At 46.4% G+C, this 21,426-nt stretch carries 4 protein-coding genes; all 4 read right to left on the bottom strand.

Features of this window, described 5'->3' with window-relative positions:
• Positions 1 to 88: 88 nt before the first annotated feature.
• Entirely contained in the window at positions 89 to 988 is a 900-nt protein-coding gene (locus KB186_RS16685; RefSeq protein WP_221868280.1) for a GHMP family kinase ATP-binding protein, read from the bottom strand.
• A 39-nt stretch (positions 989 to 1,027) separates the two neighbouring features.
• Entirely contained in the window at positions 1,028 to 9,790 is an 8,763-nt protein-coding gene (locus tag KB186_RS16690; RefSeq protein ID WP_232774013.1) for a non-ribosomal peptide synthetase, read from the bottom strand.
• Between the two features lie 18 nt (positions 9,791 to 9,808).
• Positions 9,809 to 11,800 carry a condensation domain-containing protein gene (locus KB186_RS16695; protein ID WP_232774014.1) on the bottom strand — a complete coding sequence of 664 codons (1,992 nt, stop codon included), beginning with the start codon at positions 11,798 to 11,800 and terminating at the stop codon, positions 9,809 to 9,811.
• A gap of 79 nt (positions 11,801 to 11,879) precedes the next feature.
• Positions 11,880 to 21,422 (bottom strand): non-ribosomal peptide synthetase, encoded by a 9,543-nt coding sequence (locus tag KB186_RS16700; protein ID WP_232774015.1) that lies wholly within the window; start codon positions 21,420 to 21,422, stop codon positions 11,880 to 11,882.
• Positions 21,423 to 21,426: the final 4 nt, after the last annotated feature.

A 21,426-nucleotide genomic window follows, 5' to 3' on the forward strand; every position in this document is an offset into this window, starting at 1 on the left:
CGATAATCCACTCCCAGTACGAACGGAATCAAATTTGGGGGAAGATGACTTCCGTGCATGCCAGAAGCCATCTCTTGAACCTGCTACTCTACGTGTGATACACATGCACTTCTTTATTCAATTCACTTAAGCATCTATACCCTAGTTCGAGCTTTTGATAGAAGTCAGGTCCTTCTTTCAACAATAAAATGCCGAGGCTGGTCCCACTATGCGCCACAACCGTACCTAACCCTCCAATTTTCTCGTTGATCTCCATGACTTCCGGCAATAGTTTCTTGGGTAGAATTTTTTGATTCAAGATCGCACTTCTGGACGACACGGCACCTATCGTGTGGACATCTCTTTCTCTGATCGCTTTCGTGATTTTTTGTAACAACACGCTGTACTCCATCTTTTCTTCTTCGGTATATGGCTTTGTTCGTTTATTGAACTCAACGGTATCGATGGTTCCTCCCTCATCAATACTTAGAATGCATAATGCCGGCAGTTCCCCGATGTACTCTCGCAATCTGACTTCTTTATGGTAGTAAGAAACGGAACCCTCATACATTACGCCATCCGTCGGCTCAATACTCAACAAAAACCACTCTAGTAAGGAAGGCTCGATGTTTATATGGAAACAATTCCCAACAGCTCGGGAGGCAGCCACCAAATCTGCTGATGAGCTTGCCAAGCCTTTTCCAACCGGAAGTTCAGAGTTGATCTCCAAAATTCCACCTGCCGGCAATCCGTAGTGCTGAATGATTTTTTCGACCAACCTTTTAGACTTTTGCTTGGAGCGTGGCACGACGACGATCTCCTGCAAGGTTGGAATCGAATAAAAAGTAGCGTAGGATGCATTTTTGATAGGCAAAGTAACCAAAAAATCCCGATTATTTTCTTCGAGAATCCCCTGCAGAAGTTCTCCAAAAGTACCGACAGATACACCGATTCCTACGTCATTCGTATTAGGAAAACGACTAATGGAACTAGTCTTTATCATGCTCATAGCGGCCCCCCGTTTACACGAATATGATATGGTGCTGATTTACATGATGATCACTTCCGCAGGACGATAGCGTTTCATGAAGTAATCGAAAAATTCAATTTTGTTGAATTGACTTTTATTTGTACTAACAAAGACTCCCATTTGTTTTTCTGGCAGGAACCACATAAATGAGTGAAAGCCTATGACCTCGCCTGCCTTCGCCAAAACATTCTCATGCACGTATTCCGGATGGAATTTTACTGTAAATCCATACCCTGTAGACGTCCCTTTTGGATGAGGGACTGACTTACTGGAGAACATTTTTTCTATCGAAGCTGCCTCTAAAATGTTTTCTTTGCCATCAGCACCTCCACTTAAGAGAGCCAGCATCAATGTAGCGATATCATTCCCCGTGGAGAGCATGCTGCCGTCTGGTGAGATTGCAGGGCTAAAATCGTACTTTTGCACCGCCTGATTTTCCTGATCATAGCCTGTTGCCATTTTCGCCTCTAATTCGGGTTGTAGTAGAAAACTGCTGTTTGTCATTTCGAGAGGCGCAAAGAAATTCTCACTCGCATAGCGATCAAAGGAAACGCCCGTAACTCTTTCCACAAGATAGCCCGCCAGCATAAAGGCAAAATTCTCGTTCCCAAAATGTTCGCCAGGTTTGTCTACCACGGTTGGCATATAACGGTGAATATACTCTCGTAACGTTAGGGAGTCACGCCCGCCAAAATTATAGCTTTGGTCATTTCCCGCATCTGGCGAGTCAAACCCTGTTGTGTAGCTGAGTAAATGTTCTACCGTTAGTGGTCCCTCCACTCTTCTCGGTATTTCAATATCGAGGTATTGCTGAACATCCTCGTTCCAGCCAATCAGCCCTTGCTCCACTAGCTTCATAATGGCAGCGACTGTTACGAGTTTGGAAATCGAACCTACCCTGACTACGGTATCATCTGCACTCATGGGCACTTTCTCTGATAGATTGGCGTAACCGTAAGCTTTCTTTACTTTTACTTGACCGTGTTGGACTACCACCGCAATTACACCAGGAAGATCATTCATCGTAGAAGAGTCGAAAAATCCGTCTACCACTGCTTCGAAATCTACCCATTCTCCAGCAATTTCGTGGTCAGGACTGTTGCGCAATTTCAGCATGCAGTGCTGGATGACTTCCCTTAGACTATCCTGGAGGCATGCAGTAAGTCGTTCGATGGTTTCCGTCTTATACTGTGCCTCACTGTAAGCGACCATAAAGTGAAAGCTTCCATTCAACACTATGCACTCAATGTCAATCTTGCATTCCCGAGACTGCTCCTGACTCATGGAATCTCCGCCTGAGAATGTGGACAATTGAATGTCGTCATCCTTTTCTTTCCGATCCATATCAAATTGTCCCAAATAATTAAAACTGACATCAGGTTTTACATTCAAGGTGGTACTTGGTAATTTTGCAGACAAATATTTCAAAACGCCGTAGTGAATCCCTTTATGCGGTATTCGTCGTATATCTTTTTTGATTTTCGGAATGATAGCTGACGGATTCATTTCGTTCCCGACGTCTACCATTACTGGATATTCACTCGTGAACCATCCCACTGTGCGGTTAATGTTCAGATCTGGTAGAATCGATTCCCTGCCATGCCCTTCCATATTCAAGGTGACGCTATCGATATTTGCCCATTTTTTGAAGGCCATTCCAATAGCAGCCAACAATAGTTCATCGATTTCCGTCTGATAGGCACGATTGGCTTGTTTTAGCAACTCCTCAGTTTGCTGCTGATCCATCGTGACCGTTTTGGTCCTGGTTGTTTTCCGAAGCGGTTTTTGCTCATCGTAATCCGTTGGCAACGTTTGATCATCCCTCTCCTCGATTCGATTCCAATATTCACGCTCTTGTTCGAGTCTTTCGCTATTGGCATACTCGTTCAATTGTTGCGCCCACAATTGGAAGGAATCACTTTTTAAAGGCAAACGAATCTCTTCGTTACGAAGGAGCTGCCCATAAGCTGTTTTGAAATCATCGATTAAAATGCGCCATGATACTCCGTCTACGACTAAATGGTGAATAGCAATCAGCAAGTGATCGCCATCCGGGCATCGGAATAACCCCAGCCTCATTAATGGGCCATCAAAAATGTGAAGCCTCGATTGAATTTCACTGCATTTCAAGTCCATCGCTTGTTCGATCTCAGACCCGTTCTTGTTTTGATAGTCCCAAATCTCCAGACTATACATGCCGCTAGTGTTGACGCCTCGATTGTAAGCTTCATAGCCGGTATTGGTCTCGCGGAAAATCATTCGCAGTGCATCATGGTGCTGTACGAGCTTATCGATGACTTTGCGAACCATCCCCTCGTCAAACCGCTCTTTGCGGTACAATACAAAAGATTGGTTATAGTGATGGAGATGCTGACTGTGTTCTTGCATCAACCAATGCTGAATCGGTGTCAGTGGTACAACGCCTTCCATATCCTTCTGGTCAATTTTCCGATTCATTGGTTTCAGTTTTGTACTCAGTTCTGCGATCGTTGGATATTTGAAAAGATCCCGAATTTCCATCTTGTATCCCAAAGCTGCTAATTGCGAGGATACTTGAATGGATTTGATAGAGTCGCCACCGAGCTCAAAGAAATGATCCAAGGTCCCAATCTTTTTCTCGTGTAAAACGTCTTGCCACACAGCTACCAATATGTTCTCGGTGTCCGTTTTGGGCTCCACATATTCCATTTCACTCTGCAAGACGATGTTGATATCCACTAGCGCTTTTCGATCAATCTTTCCATTCGGCGTTACTGGTATTTCCTCTAGCTGAACAAAATGGGATGGGACCATAAATGCCGGTAACGACTTCCGCAACGATTCTCTCAATACGTTCGATTCCACCGAATCTGCCGCTACATAGAATGCAACCAGTCTTTTTTGACCGGATTCATCCACTCTGGCGATAACGACCGCGTCGCGAATATTGGCCATTTTTCGTAATTCCGCTTCGATTTCTTCCAGTTCGATTCGATTCCCACGTATTTTCACCTGATTATCCAATCGGCTTAAAAATTCAATATCTCCACTGGGGAGCCATCGAGCCATATCCCCTGTCTTATACATGTTTTCACCGATACAAAACGGATTGGGAACGAATCTTTCCTTCGTCAACTCTGGCTGCTTGAAATATCCTTTTCCTACTCCCACTCCTCCAATATACAGTTCTCCTGGGACACCCACAGGCTGCACCTGAAGATTGGCGTCCAGAATGTACATCTTCACCCCTGGCAAAGGCTTGCCAATCGGCAATAATTTGTAATCTTGCTGGTCTACTCTTTCATAATAGGAGGAATCAATGGTAGCCTCCGTCACTCCATAGCTGTTCAAGATTCTCATGGTGCTTCCGTATCGATCGACAAGCTTGTGAAAGGCATGTAATGGGCATTGATCCGAACCAAGAATCAATATTTTCATAAAGTCTATGTTGAGCCCATTTTCATTGAGATAGTCCATGAAAGGAAGCACCAGGACAGGGGTCGATTCAAACAGATTAATCTCATGCTTTTCCATCAGGTGGTAAAGGCGCTCCAAATCCACTCTCGCATCCTTTGGACAAATAACCAGCTTCCCACCGTTTAACAGACATCTTATATAATCACCAGTAAACACATCAAAAGAAAAACTTGCCCATTGCAAACTCCTGACGGGGAATTCATCCAGCCTGTATTCTTGTTTCCATGCCTGCGCTAGCGAATGCAGCTGCCGGTGTTCAATCATGACTCCCTTTGGCGTTCCCGTAGTTCCTGATGTATAAATCACATAAGCAAGGTGATCAAGCTGAACAGGTAACCCCAGATTCGTATTCTCCTGATGATAGGACTCTTCATCGTCAAACATGATCATTTTTTTGTCAGCATTCACTTTATGGCGTACCGACTGATGCAGTAACAAAACGTCTGCTCCCGAATGCTCCAGCATGTACCGTATGCGTTCTTCGGGATAATCAGGGTCAATCGGGACGTAGGCTCCACCCGCTTTCACAATCGCCAAAACGCCAACGATCATCTCCATGGACCGTTCTGCGATGATCCCCACCAATTGATTTGCACGGACGCCCTCAGCTACCAATGTCCTCGCGAGCTGATTCACCCGTTTATTCAGTTCTGAATAAGACAGTTCTTGCTCTTCAAAAGCGAGAGCAATTCGATCCGGGTTTTTCTCCACTTGTTCTTCGAATAGCTCGATGATCGTTTTATGCTCATCCCCATTGGTAAAAAGAACTTCCTTATAAGCTGAAATCATTGCCTGTTTTTCTTCCACTGACAATAATTCGATATGTTTGAAATGAATATCTGGTTGATTGGCTACCTGTTCGATGATGTTGCCCAAATATCCGAGCATCCGCTGAACCGTTTCTGGCTTAAATAAATCCGTGCGATATTCGACAGTCAGACCAGCGCCATGTTCCAGATCCATGCATACGAGCGATAAATCAAAATTCGTCATGGAATTATAGGATTCAACGGCTGTCATTTCCAAACCGCTTATTATATTTTCCTCTTCTACCTTCTCTATATATTGGAACATAAAAGAAAAAATAGGATTGCGGCTGACATCTCTTTCCGGGTTAATTTTTTCGACCAATTTATCGAATGGATAGTCATGATGCATGTAAGACTCCAGTGCTTGCTGTCTCCAAACGTGCAACGCCTCGATAAAGGTATGCTCCTGATTGACTTCCAGTCTCAACGGGAGTGTGTTAATAAAAAATCCAATGACCTGCTCAATATCCATGTGATTCCGGCCGGCCTCTGGAGTACCGATGATGATATCCTGTTGATTGGTCAGCTTGGACAACCAAATGCTTATTGTTGATAAAATCACCATAAACATGGAGGCATCATGCTGCTGCGCAATCTCTCGCATCCGGCTAAACGTTTTTTCCGAAATCGGATAAGATTCTATTGCCGAAAAATACGTTTGTACAGGCTGACGCTGAAAATCCGTTGGCAAGTCCAATACGGGAATCTCTTTTTCGAACGTCTTCAGCCAATATGCTTCTGATTCTCCCAGCTCTCCATGATGAATCGAATGATTTTGCCAGACTGCGTAATCTTTATACTGGATGTTCAATTCCGGCAATACGGGCTCTATTCCTTGATGCACGGATTCGTAGATGGTGCCCAAATCCTTCATCAATATCCCCCATGACCATTGATCACTGATCATGTGATGCATGTTCATTAGCAATACGTATTTTTCTTCCGCAGCCTTGCATAACTTCACACGAAACAATGTATCCCTGTCAAAATCAAAGCTGGTTTCCGTCTCTTTTTGGATAATCAAATCAATCGCTTCTTGCTTCGCCGCTTCGGACTCCTTGGAAAGATCGACAAATGTATAGGTGAAGTCATTGCCCGGCAACACCTGTTGTACGGGACGCCCGTCTTTTAAAAGGAACTTTGTTCGCAACACTTCATGTCTTTTCACCAGCAACCCGAAGGCCTGATGCAGAATACGCTCCTTTAACGGTCCCGTAATATAATAGATCGTCGGCATATTATAAGCGGTGTTCTCAGGCTCTAGCTGCTGAATGAAAAACAGTCTCCTCTGCGCATGTGACACCGGGTAATACGCTTGCTCTGTTGCCTTGGGTATCGTTGATCGATCCTGTTGTGTATGGAGCTTACCTGTGGACAGCGTCGCCTCGGTATAAAACAGGGAGGATAATTCGCGAATGGTTCGATGCTCGAATAAGTCCTTGATGGTAACTTCTATGCCCATCTCTCTTTTCATGCGCAAGCGAACCTGAATGGTTTTCATAGAGTGCCCGCCAAGCTGGAAAAAGTCATCGTCGATCCCGATGTCCTCTACGTTTAGCACAGTACGCCAGATAGCTGCCAAGCTTCGTTCCAGCTCATTGCACGGAGCAATGAATGCTCCCGGCTTCTTTTGAACCACGTCTGTCTCTGGCAATGCTTTTTTGTCTACTTTTCCGTTGCGATTTAGTGGCATCGCATCCAGAATGACGATTCGCTCTGGAATCATATACTCCGGCAAGAACGTTCCAAGATAGGCTTGCAGCTCCTGTTCACTCTGCTGTTCATGCATGACCACATAGCAAACTATTCGGTTCTGCCCATGTTCATCTTCTCGTGTTACCGCTACACACTGCCTCACCAGCGTGTGACGTAAAAGGGCGTTTTCTATCTCGCCAAGCTCGATGCGATATCCGCGTACTTTTACCTGAAAATCAGCACGCGTAACAAATACGAGTCTCCCATTTGGCAAATAACGTCCCAAATCGCCTGTCTTATATAACCGTTCTGTTCTGCCCCGCAAAAATGGATTTTCTGAAAAGGCTAGCTCCGTGCGTTCAGCATCATGGAGATACCCCCGCCCTACACCCGTTCCAGAAATGTAGATTTCCCCGACACAACCAACCGGAACGGGGCGCATCCATTTGTCCAGCACATAGTGCTTCATATTGGCGATCGAGCTTCCCAAGGCCACATAAGGATAATCATCATGCGCATACGAACGATCAATGATTTCATGAATCGTATCATCCGAACACTCCGTAGCTCCATACGTATTTACTACGATCACATCGGGATACAGGTCTTGCCACTTTCTGCACAGTGTTACTGGCAATCCCTCACCGGTCGAGATCATGTATTGCAATTGAGGCAAAGCATGCTGTTCCTGTGGAAGAGTCAGGGCAGCATTGTGCAATGCTTCAATCATCGCTGGTACCATCTGAATCACGGTGACACCGTCTCGATTCAAGGCTTGGAGCAATGCATCCGGATCAGCAGCCGTCTCGTTGTCGTAAATCACAAGCTTTCCACCTGCCATCAAGGGAGCGAGGAACTGCCACACCGATATATCAAAGCAATGGGAGGCATTCTGCACTACGATGCTGTCTGAATTCAGTCCAAGGACATCCATTTTGGCGTAAAGATGATTCAACATGCCGCTATGCTCGATCATTGCCCCTTTTGGCATACCCGTGGAGCCTGAGGTAAAAAAGACGTTTGCCAAATCAGCATGCGCATTGATGATGTCTGGATTCGATGTATCCGACGCTTGCAAAGAAGAGATGTCCGCGCTTGACCCGTCCCCTTTATTCAGGCAAAACACGACTGGCTTGTGCTCCACTCTGTCTGCCAAGGTCATGCTGCGCGATTGGAAACGCGACTCGGTCAGTAGGACCTTCGCCTTGCTGTTATCAACAATCGTAAGGAGCCGTTGGTCGGGATGAGCCGTATCAAGCGGGACATAGGCCCCTCCTGCTTTTAGCACAGCTAGAATGCCAATCAGCATGTCGATGCTTCTCTCTGCAAATAGGCAAGCAAGATCATTTCGGCCAAATCCTTGTATTCTGAGCCAATGCGCCAATCGGTTCGAACCCTCATTCAATTCCCGGTAGGTGATGGATTGCTTACGATCGATAGCAGCAATAGCGTCAGGATTGCGCTTGACCTGCTCTTCTATCACTTGCTGGGCAAATTGCTCCATGCTGCGATTCGACTTCGCAAAATTGCCCATTACCTTTGTCATGAGCTCTTGTTCTTCATCCGTCACGATGTCCAGATCGCTGATGCTCTTGTCTACCTCTCGGCAAATCTGCTCGAGCATATGGATGTAATGGGACTGCAGTCGTTCCAGATCGCTCTTGGAAGACGCATTCTCATGGAACAAATGTATCTTCATCAGCTGCCCGACCGTTACAACTATCTCCACTCTTTGGAGACCACCGCGATAAATCATGGCAGATTCTTGATGATCTTCTGCACTATTCCGTATAGTTAGTGTCGTTCCAAATATAGGATCAGCTTCCCGCACACCTGCATAGTGACGGATCATGTCTAGTGTAGCCATATCATGTTGCTGTAGTTGTTCCCAGCTTTCCTGGACTTCCTTTACGACATCACGCACTTTTTGATTCGCATGCACGGTCAGGAAGACAGGCAAGCTATGAGCCAGTGGCCCAATAATGGTATTCGCCTCTTTCCATGTTTCGGGTCTGCCAGAGACGGTAACGCCTATGACCAGCCTGTCCTCGCCACTGTACATATTCTCCAAGAGGAACCAAGCCGCCTGAAAGATTGCCTCTATGGATACTCGCTGCTCGAATGCCATCCTTTTGATGGACGTGGTTAACGCTTCGGAAAGAACAGCGTCGCAACTGATCGGAAGACTTGCTTCCTTCTGTGCCCCTTGTACCGGAACAAACAGAGACGCGCTTTCATAGCCCTCGAATTTCTTTGTCCAAAAGCTTTTGACTTTGGAGCCATCTTGGCTTGACTCCCAAGCAATGTACTCTTTGAATGAGGCCCGCTGGTCAACAGATGACTGAGTACCCCGTACCCGTTTCAGCCATTCCGCTACAAGTAGCTCACGACTGGCATCGTCCATACATAATGCATGATGGGTCCAGATAAGGACGGATTGATTGGCGTCCATCTGCAAAATCGATACCCGGATTAATGGCCCCTCCTCATACAAAATGGGCTCCTGATGGGATGCAAGCGTTGAGAGATATACTTGCTCTTGCTTTTCAGGAGATAATTCCCGTACATCCTGCCAATCAATCGGTAGGGGGAGCTCCTTCAATACGACTTGTACCTGTTTGTTTTTGAGCTGGCGGAAAACCGTTCGCATCACCGGCGTCTGGCTGACTAATTCCTTCCACGTTTCTTGAACGCTTTCCAGTTCGAGACGGTGCTCGATGAGATAGCGCATGGTTGTCATCTTGTCAGGGCGTAATAATTGCTTTTGCACCATGGAAAGCTCTATGACTTCTTGTACGTTCTCTTTTGTTAAATGCTTCAAGCCAGTGCACCTCTTTCGCTACAGAAATAATTGTTCAAAATCATCACTGGTCAGGAATTGACTGTTCAGATGACTGACAATCTCGCGGATTCTTTGATGCGGCTCGGCTGTCACATTTTCCAACAAGTATTCATATTGGGTGCAAATCCGTTGCACAGTCTCTCTCTTGAATACATTCGCATGATAGGTAATGGCACCATTTATGTGATCGATAGTTTCATGGATGCGGAATTGAAAATCAATCGTGGAGGGATAGTCGTTGTCACTCATTTCAAATAAGAGTTGGGGCTCATGAGGTATAGGAAAGGACACTTGATGATAATGGGCTTCTTTTAACTTGCTTTGTACTTGCAAAACCAAATCGCCAAATAGTGGATTGCCTGACAGATCCGCTCGTAAAAGCAAGGCGCTTGGGACATCCTCGCACTCGTCCCACCCCGCACGAAATGCCAAAGCCAAATCCTCCTTCTCGGTTTCTGCATACAAAAGTACGAGAAATGCGGTCATGAATATCGCATAGGAAGACGTATCCCAAGCTTCAACCAGTTGAGAGATCCCATTCTTCTGCAAGCATGGCCATTCAAACGTTTCTTGCTCGAACTTTATGGAGGCGGTAGAGAACGGGGTGACGTCCTCCGGCAATATCTTGAGGGAAGGCAAACCATATACAGGGATGGTTTCGCAATCATTTTTCAAAAGAGACAGACTGGTGCGTTCAAAGTCGGCAATCCATTTGGCAATGGTTTCTTCCTCCAAAATATCCGCATTGTATTCGAATCCTGCCAATATGTCATGATGGTTGTCCTTTTCAACGACCAAGCATAAATCATACTGGGATACATCTTTGCCAATCGGATAGGTGCTTACGGTAAGACCATTGCTATCAAACGTATTTTGGGCATTTCCCAGCATAATGGCTGCATTTTGCTTAATCGCTTTTTGATGGACGAAAGCCGTTGAAAAAAAGGACGCATATTTTTTATCGCGCTCATATTGCAACTCAGCTGCAATCAAAGAAATGGGATAGTTTTGATACTGTGAACATATAGACAACTCTTCATGTATCAGCTTGGCCAACTCACGAAGCGAGCTGTTCTTTGGAATTTTGATTCGCAGGGGAAGCATCACCATACACGGTCCCATGATCGTATGAAACTCTCTTTTCGGTCTGCCGTACCTCGGTACGCCAACAATGATGTCGTCTTGCCCAGCTATCCGATAAAGAAAAGCACTAAAAAGAGATAAATAAATGACATCTGTAGGGTATTGATTCTGTTTATGATAAGCAATCAACTCATCCCGGAGTTCGCGGGTAAACGTAAAGAATGATATCCCCCCTTTAAATGAAGGGGTACCAGGACGTTTTTTATCTGCTGGTACTTCTAACCTCTCAAGAGTCCCGCCCAATTTCTTTTTCCAAAAATCTCTCGCAGCTTCGCCTTCTTGGCTGTCTATGTAATTCTGTTCCCACTCCACAAAGTCTGCGTATTGGTGTATTTGTGGTTGCAACTCGTGATCATTGCCCGTTATCAGTAGTTGGTAGATCATCGTAAATTCATCGAGCGTGAGCGAGACACTCCACCCATCAAAGCAGATATGGTGAAACTTGAAGCTTAAAATACTGCCGCTTTCTTTATAATCCAGCAATCTGCAACTGAATAACGGCCCCTCTTCTAGCGTAAAAGGTTTGCTGAATTCCTGATGAAAATACTCTCTAATCCTCGTGTCGTCCCAGGTAGCGGAAGACACATGTTCAAAATCCAATACGGGCTCGCTATATACTTTTTGAATGGGCTCGTCTTCCAAAACAAAAATGGAACGATAGATTTCGTGGCGTTTCACGATCTCATAAAGAGCACGGATTGTAACCGATACATCCAATCGACTTTCGAATTGGAACAGATACTGCTCCTGATAATAAGGACTCATTGGATAGACCAAATCGTGTAGATAGTAATCTTTTTGAGCCTCAGACAGAGGGATGGTTTTGACAAAAGTTTTATCCATCATTCGTAATCTCCCCGATACGCAGTTGCGTAATGGTTGGGCATGCGGCTCTCACCAGCATGCCCCAACAGCCATCATCTAGTTAGCTGAAAAGTTCATTGAAATCATATTCTTCAACCAGGTTTATTTGAGACAAGCGCTGCATTGGATTGTCGATCATTTGGCAGATGACATGCTTTAGCTGATCCAGTAACGTATCCATGGCATTCTCGCTGAATGCTTCCGTGTTGTAATGTGCCGTTAACGTCAGTTGGTCTTGCCGCGTGGACAAAAATAACATCATATCCAATTGATCATCTTGAACGAAGTGACTGCCTTCGTACGTTTGGATAATCGCTTCATCCAGAAAACGACGTAACGGACATTCCGTAAAGGTAATTTCAGCTGATTCAGGCGGATTGCTCGATACGTGTTGTCCAATAAAAACAATGGAATACAAATTCTTCTTATCGCCTGTGGCAGTATGTTGATCCTCTACGACCAAATTGTACGGATACTCTTGATTCTCGTACGCACCATATGCGGTTTCTCTTGTTTTGTTCATCATTTCCAGTACGGTCGGGTTGCCAGACAAGTCTGTACGCATGGCGACCGGATTGATTAGCGGACCAATAATTCCTTCAAGGTCCGTCTGCGTACGGCCAGATAAGGTCGATCCGACAGTAATGATTGTTTGATCCGTGAGAAGTGACAGCCAAATGTTGATCGCCGCAAGCAAGCTCGTATAGACGGTACCACCAGCCATTCGGGTCAATTCTAAAAGCGATTGGCCCGTCTCTTGCTCAATGGGAAGCGAGGCTACATTTGAAATTCGGTTGCCGTGTGTAAACGACTGTGTCTCTCGCGGTATGAACGGCGCATCTACATTTTGTTGCAGCTGTTTTAACCAATAGTCCCGTTGTCGGTTCAGTTCTCCATTTTGCAAGCGTGTTTGTTGCCACAAGGTGTAATCCATATAATCCAATGGTTTGGAAAACTCCTTTTGCACGCCGCTCTCTACTTGTTGATACATGTCCGCGAGATCATTGATAAACACATCTAACGACCAGCCATCAAATCCAATATGATGAGCACTCAAGATGAGGAAATGCTTCGACGGTGTCATTCGGTACAAAGTCATCCGGAAGAAAGACTCTCTTGAAAAATCGAATGGCTTGTACAGGGCGGATTGCAAATCGGTTTTGATGCGCTGCTCGCCTTCCGTCACAGATAATGCAGACAAATCTACAAACGCATTCTCCACCTCAAGGTCGTCATGCACTTTTTGATACAATTGCCCTTCGTTTTCTATAATCGTCGTGCGCATGATCCTGTGACGTTCAAACATGAGGGCCATAGCCCTGTGCATAGAATGACTGTCAACGGGACCCGCTACTTCAAAGAGGTAAACACCTCCTACTGCTTCTTGGTCACTGAATTTTGCATGGAACCATTGTCTTCTCTGCCCGTGGGATACTTCGAATAAGGAGACATCTGTCTGATTTTCCACTCGCGACACTTCATGGATGCGTGTATTCGTCTCGCTGCCTTGCTTGATCTCAGATATACGGGCAGCAATCGCTTCAATGGTTGGAAACTCAAATATCGTGCGCAATGGAATGTCCATCCCAAAAACGGTCCGCATGCGGGAAATGACTTGCGTAGCCAATAAGGAATGTCCACCTCTATCAAAGAATGAGTCTTTGATCGAAATCTGATTCACCTGCAATATATCGCACCAGATGCAGTGGATAAGCTCCTCAGGTATCGTGCGTGGCCCGATGATCGAGAAATCGCTTGATTTAACCGATGGTAACTCCAGTCTATTTCGGTCAATTTTCCCACTCGTCGTTTTGGGAATGCTGTCCAACCTCATGAAATAAGTTGGAATCATATAAGCAGGCAAGTGCTCCTTCAGGAATGCCCGCCATTCGTTTACATCCCCGTCCCCCACGATATATGCGGCCAATTCGGTAGCTGACCTGTCGTTTTTAACAGAAATAACGGCTGCTTCACGAATGGACGGATGCCTGCTTAATGTGGATTCAATTTCACCCAATTCCACCCGCATGCCTCTAATCTTGATTTGATTATCTTGTCTGCCTACGAATTTAATGTTGCCCGAAGGCAGGAAGTATCCCTTGTCGCCGGTTCGATATATTCTTTCTCCTGGTACAAACGGATTCTCCATAAATACTTCCTGGGTTTTCTCGCTATTATGCAGATAGCCTCTGGCCAATCCAAGGCCACCAATATAAAGGTCGCCAATGACGCCAATTGGGACAGCCTTCATATTGTGGTCAAGCACATAAACTCTGTTGTTATCAATCGGCTTGCCTACACTCACACAATCCTTTTCCAGCGCGTCCATTGGCGAGCATGTGTAAATGGTGGAGTCAATCGATACTTCTGTGGCCCCCCACGTATTATGGAGTTTGGCATTGAGCTTTTTAAAGAACCTGCCTACTGTTTCGGGTAAGAGCGCCTCACCACTGGAGATGACATTTTTTAATTTGTGCAAGTTGGCTGCATCCTCCGGGGTAAGGGCGTCCACAAACATATTGAGCATGCTCGGTACAAATTGAATGCACGCAACCTGATAGTGAATGGCAGCCTGGATAATCGCCTCAGGGTCCCGATGCAGCCATGGTTCCAAGAGTGATATCCGTCCCCCTACAGACAATGGCCAAAAAAACTCAACAGCTGCATCATCAAATGTTAAGGTTGTTTTTTGCAGAACAGACTCACCCTGCTCCAAGCCATGTTGTCGCTGCATCCATAACATGCGATTTACCCAACCAAAGTGGAGGTTTTCCACGCCTTTCGGGTTACCCGTCGAACCTGACGTGTAATAAATCGTAACCAAATCTGTCGGTTTTACGGTTTGCTCCGGCAATCCTTCTGGCATGCTTGCTATTTTGTCTTTTTCCGCATGAGAATCTATACATCTGACATGAGTGGCTTGTCCAAACAGGTGCATGAACTCCGGCTCAGATAGACATATGTTGGTTTGGGAGCTTTCCAACAGTTTCGCCATCCTCGCTTGCGGCATCTCTGTATCCAGAGGGAGAAATGCTCCGCCAGCCTTTACGATGCCGAGGATCGAGATGACAAGCTCAATAGAGCGATTCATACAGATCCCGACAGGCGTATTGGGTCCAACACCCAGCATCATCAAGTAGTGCGCCAACTGGTTAGAACGTCTATCCAATTCTCGATAGGTTATTGTTTCACTCCCGTATTCTGCTGCGATGAGTTCTGGTGTCTTTTTTGCTTGTTCGATAAACAAATCATGCAGGCATGTATTCTCCGGAATGGCGACTGCTGTATCATTCCACTCCACGAGAATTTTGTGACGTTCCTCCTCGCTCAACAATTCGAGCAAAGCCATCGGCACGTCCGGTGCGTTCACAAGCTCTTGCAACCAATTCGCGAAGTGGTCTGTCATTTTTTCAATCGTGGATGGATCAAATAAATCCGTGTTGTAGATCATGTTCATTACGAGACCGTCCTCAGACTCACCCATGGATAACTGAAGATCAAATTTCGCCACATTGATCTGAACCGGCATTTTCTCTAATTGACCACTGGACGAATGATAGACATCCGCTTTCATTTCTGCCCAAGTGAACACCGTCTGAAATACCGGGGAGTAGCTGGTATTGCGTTCCAGTTGTAGTATTTCGACGATTTTTTCAAACGGGACATCCTGGTACTCCTGTGCCTGTAGCGCTTTTTCTTTTACTTGGGAAAGCAATTGCTTGAACGTTGGATTATCTTGGAGGTTCGCCCGGTAGACGAGCGTATTGACGAAAAATCCAATCAAGCCTTCGATTTCCTTTACATTTCGGTTCGCTATGGGGCTGCCCACCAAAATATCAGTTTGTCCGGTATATCTGGATAAAAAGCCTTGGTAAGCGGCCAACAGGGTCATAAATAAAGTGGTATTCTCTTGCCGACTGAACGCTTTCAGCTTTTCAAGCAGTTCAGTTGCCAGCACCATCTTGTGCATATTTCCGGCATAGGTTTGAATGCTTGGTCTTGGTCGATCGATTGGCAACTGCAAGACAGGAAGCTCCCCTGACAACTCCGCTTTCCAATAGTCGAGTTGTTGCCCCATCACCTCATCCGTCAGCCATTCGCGCTGCCATACCGCGAAATCTGCGTATTGAATCGGCAATTCTGCCAGTTCCGCACGTACCCCGCTCTCTGCTTCCTCGTAAAAGGCCAGCCATTCTTCCAATAAGATATCCTCTGACCAACCATCAGTTATGACGTGATGCATCGTGCACAGCAAAAGGAACTGATCCTCTTCAACAACGATTAACTTGGCTTGAATCAAAGGTCCCCGCTGTAGATCAAACCTTCCGTCTGTTTCCTGCATGATAGAGTCGTGAATTTGCACTTCTTTTTCGGCGGCAGATCGATCTCGCAGATCAATCACAGGCAATGTTCGATACACATGCGGTTCAATGATCTGAAAAGGTTGGCCCCCTTCATTCGCAAACACAGTGCGCAAGATGGCATGGCGTTGAAGAAGCGCATTCCACCCTTTCTCCAGTGCATGCACATTCCACTGCCCAGTTAAGCGCCACATGTGAGGAACGTTGTACGCCGTACTCTCCGGCTCTAATTGATGCAAAAACCATAGACGCTGCTGGGCATGCGATAACGGCAACTTTTCCCGATGCGAGGCTTTCACAATAGCTGGTGTCCGTTCTCTTTTGCCATCCCGGCCCAACTCCATGATTTTGGCACCCAGGCTTGCGATTGTCGGGCATTCAAACAAGATGCGCAACGGGATAGACAACTGGAATGCTTCCTGCAAGCGGGATATGACCTGCGTCGCTAGCAACGAGTGTCCGCCCAAATCGAAAAAGGAATCGTGGATGCTCAATCGTTCCGTTTCCGTTTTTAAAACTTCACGCCAAATCTCCGCGATCCGCTTCTCCGTATCCGTACGTGGTGCGACAAACTCATCCTTCGTCGTACGCATTTCTGGCAACGGCAATGCTTGACGGTCCACCTTCCCGTTAGCTGTAAGTGGGAAAACGTCCATTTTCACAAAATAGGTAGGGACCATGAAAGACGGCAATTGTTCACTCGCATACCGCTTCCATTCATCGACCTCCCCGTCTCCCGCGAGATAAGCAATCAGCCGTTTATCATCCGCTCCATATTCATGTACAAGGACGACGGCGTCTCTTACGCCCTCATGCTGACTGAGGACAGCTACAATCTCACCGAGCTCGATCCGGTTTCCTCTTATTTTTACTTGATTATCTTTTCGCCCGATAAACTCGATTCCTCGCCCCGGCACATATTTCACCAGGTCGCCCGTCCTGTATAATCTCGCTTCGGGGTCCTTTTGAAATGGGTGTGGAATAAATTTCTCTTGGTTCATCTCTGGTCGATTCCAGTATCCGATAGCTAGTCCCTTGCCTCCCACATATAATTCGCCCACAAGACCAACAGGAACGAGCTTTTGCTTATCGTTTAGGATAAAAACCTCGGTATCATTGATGGGTCGACCAATCGGAACAGAATGTTGAATCTCGCTCTTTTGTGTAATGTGATAAAAGCAAGTAAATGTCGTGTTTTCTGTCGGGCCATACCCGTTAATCACCAAAGTATCTGGTAACATATCCAAGGCACGTTTCGCATGCTTGGCAGACACGATGTCGCCGCCCGTCAGCAATTGACGCACTCCCCTTAAGTCTTCAATCCGGTAATCGATCATTTGATGAAAAACACCTGCGGTTAGCCATAGCGTACTGATTTTCTCGTCACGCAGCACCTGTCCCAACTCTTCCAGAGACAGACTGTGATATGGATAAATCACCAATTTCGCGCCATTTAGCAAGCTCCCCCAGATTTCGAAGGTCGCCGCATCAAAGGAGATCGAGGCGAGTTGCAGCATGGTTTCGTCCGATGTGAGGGTTACGTAAGAAGCATGCTTCGTAAGTCGAATCACCCCTCGATGCGGGATGAGCACCCCTTTCGGATTTCCTGTCGAACCGGATGTATACATCAAATAGGCTAGGCTTTCCGAATTCGTGCTCTCTCTTACATTCGCATCTGATTCCTTGCTGATCTTGCTAGCGTCCAGATCGGGACAAACGATTTTCAATCCGTCCGGCAGTCTGGGCACCAAGCTTTCTTGTGTCAGCACAATCGAAATGCTTGCATCTTGCAGCATATAAAGCAATCGTTGATCAGGGTAGGCAGGGTCGAGGGGAACATAGGCACCGCCTGCCTTTAAAATAGCGATCATACTGATGATCATTTCAAACGAGCGATCCATGTACAAGCCTACTCGGCTATCTGCTCCAACCCCGCGCGATTTTAAATAATGCGCCAATTGATTCGCTCTGCTGTTAAGCTCTCTATAGGATAGGCTATTGCCTTTGTATACGAATGCAGTGGCGTCAGGATGAAGCTCGACTTGTTCTTCAAATATTGTAGGGATGGAATCTTGCGTGGAGACGGTAGCCTCCGTCTGATTCCATTCCAGCAAGAGTTTGTGACGTTCTTCCTCGCTCAACAATTCCAGCAAGGCCATCGGCACGTCTGGTGCGTTTACAAGCTCTTGCAACCAATGCCCGAAGCGGTCTGCCATTTTTTCAATCGTGGATGGATCAAATAAATCCGTGTTGTAGATCATGTTCATCACAAGGCCAGCCTCGGACTCACCCATGGATAACTGAAGATCAAATTTCGCCACATTGATCTGAACCGGCATTTTTTCTAATTGTCCACCGGACGTACGATAAACATCCGCTCCCATTTCTGCCCATGTGAATACCGTCTGAAATACCGGAGAGTAGCTCGTATTGCGTTCCAGTTGCAGCATTTCTACAATTTTTTCAAACGGGACATCCTGGTACTCCTGTGCTAGAAGCGCTTTTTCTTTTACTTGGGCAAGCAATTGCTTAAACGTTGGATTGTCTTGGAGGTTTGCCCGGTAGACGAGCGTATTGACGAAAAAACCAATCAAGCCTTCGATTTCCGTTACATTTCGGTTTGCTATCGGGCTACCTACCAAAATATCAGTTTGTCCGGTATATCTGGATAAAAAGCCTTGGTAAGCGGCTAGCAGGGTCATGAATAAAGTCGTATTCTCTTGCCGACTGAGCGCTTTCAGCTTCTCAAGCAGTTCGGATGCCAGCACAATCTTATGCATACTTCCGGCATAAGTTTGAATGCTTGGTCTTGGGCGGTCGATCGGCAAATGCAAGACAGGAAGCTCCCCGGACAACTCCGCTTTCCAATAATCCAGTTGTTGGCCCATTACCTCATCCGTCAGCCATTCGCGCTGCCATACGGCGAAATCCGCATATTGAATCGGCAATTCTGGCAGCTCCGCACGTGTTCCACTTACTGCTTCTTCGTAAAAGGCCAGCCATTCTTCCAATAAGATATCCTCTGACCAGCCATCCGTAATGATATGATGCATCGTGCACAGCAAAAGGAACTGATCCTCTTCAACGACGATTAATTTGGCTTGAATCAAAGGTCCTTGTTGTAGATCAAACCTTTTGTCTGCTTCCTGCTCGATATAGTCGTGGATTTGCTCTTCTTTTTCGTCAGCAGATCGATCTCGTAGATCAATCACGGGCAACGTTCGATACACATGGGGTTCAATGACCTGGAAAGGTTGCCCCCCTTCATTCGAAAACACAGTGCGTAAGATGTCATGGCGTTGAAGTAACGCATTCCATCCCGTTTCCAGCGCATGCACATCCCATTTTCCTGTTAAACGCCACATGTGAGGGACATTATAAGCCGTACTCTCCGGTTCCAATTGATGCAAAAACCATAGACGCTGCTGGGCATGCGATAACGGCAGCTTGTCTCGATGAGAGACTCTAGCAATAACTGGTATCCATTCTCTTTTGCCATCCCGGTCAAGCTCCGTAATTTTGGCATCCAGGCCTGCGATCGTCGGGCAATCAAACAAGATGCGCAACGGGACAGACAGTTGGAAGGCATCCTGCAAGCGGGATATGACCTGCGTCGCAAGCAGCGAATGTCCGCCCAAATCGAAAAAAGAGTCATGGATGCTAAGGCGCTCCACCTTTAAAATTTCACGCCAAATCTCTGCGATCCGCTTCTCTGTATCCGTACGTGGCGCGACAAACTCATCCTTCGTCGTACGCATTTCAGGCAACGGCAATGCTTGACGGTCTACCTTCCCGTTGGCTGTAAGCGGAAAAGCGTCCATTTTCACAAAATAGGAAGGGACCATGAAAGGCGGCAATTGTTCACTCGCATACCGCTTCCATTCTTCGACATCCCCGTCCCCGGTGATATAAGCAATCAGCCGTTTATCATCCGCTCCATATTCATGTACAAGGACGACAGCGTCTCTTACGCCCTCATGCTGACTGAGGACAGCTACAATCTCCCCGAGCTCAATCCGGTTTCCTCTTATTTTTACTTGATTATCTTTTCGCCCGATAAATTCGATTCCTCGCCCTGGCACAAATTTCACCAGGTCGCCCGTCCTGTATAACCGAGCCTCGGGGTCTTGTTGAAAGGGATGCGGAATAAATTTCTCTTGATTCAACTCCGGCCGATTCCAGTACCCGAAAGCGAGTCCCTTTCCCCCCACATATAATTCGCCCACAAGACCAACAGGAACGAGCTTTTGCTTATCGTTCAGGATAAAGACCTCGGTATCATTGATGGGTCGACCGATCGGAACGGAATGTTGAATCTCGCTCTTCTGTGTAATGTGATAAAAGCAAGTAAATGTCGTGTTTTCTGTCGGACCATATCCATTAATCACCAGTGTATCCGGTAACATGTCCAAGGCTCGTTGCGCATGCTTGGCAGACACGATGTCGCCGCCCGTCAGCAATTGACGCACTCCCCTTAAGTCTTCAATCCGGTAATCGATCATTTGATGGAAAACGCCTGCGGTTAGCCATAGCGTACTGATTTTTTCGTTACGCAGGACTTGTCCCAACTCTTCCAGAGACAGACCGTGAAATGGATAAATCACCAATTTCGCGCCATTTAGCAAGCTCCCCCAGATTTCGAAGGTCGCCGCATCAAAGGAGATCGAGGCGAGTTGCAGCATGGTTTCGTCCGATGTGAGGGTTACGTAAGAAGCATGCTTCGTAAGTCGAATCACCCCTCGATGCGGGATGAGCACCCCTTTCGGATTTCCTGTCGAACCGGATGTATACATCAAATAGGCTAGGCTTTCCGAATTCGTGCTCTCTCTTACATTCGCATCTGATTCCTTGCTGATCTTGCTAGCGTCCAGATCGGGACAAACGATTTTCAATCCGTCCGGCAGTCTGGGCACCAAGCTTTCTTGTGTCAGCACAATCGAAATGCTTGCATCTTGCAGCATATAAAGCAATCGTTGCTCGGGGTAGGCAGGGTCAAGCGGGACATAGGCCCCGCCTGCCTTTAAAATAGCGATCATACTGATGATCATTTCAAACGAGCGATCCATGTACAAGCCTACTCGGCTATCTGCTCCAACCCCGCACGATTTTAAATAATGCGCCAATTGATTCGCTCTGCTGTTAAGCTCCTTGTAGGTAAGGGTTGCATCTTTGTATACCAATGCAATGGCATCAGGATGAAGTTCCACTTGTTCTTCCAATAATGCGGTAATGGAATCTTGCATACAG

It is taken from the genome of Brevibacillus sp. AF8, from assembly GCF_021270385.1.
Lineage (GTDB): Bacteria > Bacillota > Bacilli > Brevibacillales > Brevibacillaceae > Brevibacillus.